This window comes from Streptomyces capoamus (genome assembly GCF_014654935.1).
Taxonomy (GTDB): domain Bacteria; phylum Actinomycetota; class Actinomycetes; order Streptomycetales; family Streptomycetaceae; genus Streptomyces; species Streptomyces capoamus.
Genome location: NZ_BNBF01000014.1, coordinates 114,717 through 115,801 on the forward strand (window position 1 = coordinate 114,717; position 1,085 = coordinate 115,801).

Sequence of the window (1,085 nt, forward strand, 5' to 3'; positions counted from 1 at the left end):
GGCGGATCCCCGTTCACCCGGGTGAACAGGACCGTGCCCCTGACTGACTGGTTTACGACCCCGGCGCGCCCGTCGACGGAACGTTCCGTCGACGGGCGCCGTCCACACACGGATACCCTTGACAGGTGACCGACGCCCAAGACACCGCAGCAGACAGCACCCTGCAGACCACCGGGGGCACCCCTCCGGACGACGCCGGATCTTCTGTGACGGGGGCGCCGACACCCCTGCTCGAACCGCGCGAGGGCATCCCGCCCGTGATCGCCGACGAGGCGGCCCTCGCGCGGGTGACCGCAGCCTTCGCCGCCGGCTCCGGCCCGGTCGCCGTGGACGCCGAGCGCGCCTCCGGTTACCGCTACGGCCAGCGCGCCTACCTGGTGCAGCTGCGCCGGGAGGGCGCCGGCACCGCGCTCATCGACCCGGTCGCCTGCCCCGACCTGTCCGGGCTCGGCGAGGCCCTGTCCGGCGCGGAGTGGGTGCTGCACGCGGCCACCCAGGACCTGCCCTGCCTGCGCGAGATAGGCATGGTCCCGAGCCGCCTGTTCGACACCGAGCTGGCCGGCCGGCTCGCCGGCTTCCCCCGGGTCGGCCTCGGCGCCATGGTGGAGGGTGTCCTCGGCTTCGTCCTGGAGAAGGGCCACTCCGCCGTCGACTGGTCGACCCGGCCGCTGCCCGAGCCCTGGCTGCGGTACGCGGCGCTCGACGTCGAGCTGCTCGTCGACCTGCGTGACGCCCTGGAGAAGGAGCTGGACCGGCAGGGCAAGCTGGAGTGGGCGCGGCAGGAGTTCGACGCGATCGCGTCCGCCCCGCCGGCCGAGCCCCGCAAGGACCCCTGGCGCCGCACGTCCGGCATGCACAAGGTGCGGCGGCGCCGGCAGCTCGCCGTGGTGCGGGAGCTGTGGCAGACACGGGACCGGATCGCACAGCGCCGGGACGTCTCGCCGGGCAAGGTGCTCAGCGACGCCGCCATCGTGGAGGCCGCGCTCGCCCTGCCGGGCACCGTGCACGCCCTGGCCGCGCTGGGCGGCTTCGGGCACCGGATGGGCCGGCGCCAGCTGGAGCAGTGGCAGGCCGCCGTCGACCGG

The 1,085-nt window shown here is 75.0% G+C and carries 1 protein-coding gene; it reads left to right on the top strand.

Annotated elements, in window-relative coordinates; genetic code table 11:
• Positions 1-125: 125 nt before the first annotated feature.
• Positions 126-1,085, top strand: a 960-nt coding sequence (locus IE312_RS22215) for an HRDC domain-containing protein (protein WP_229900280.1), incomplete at its 3' end; no start/stop codon positions are given.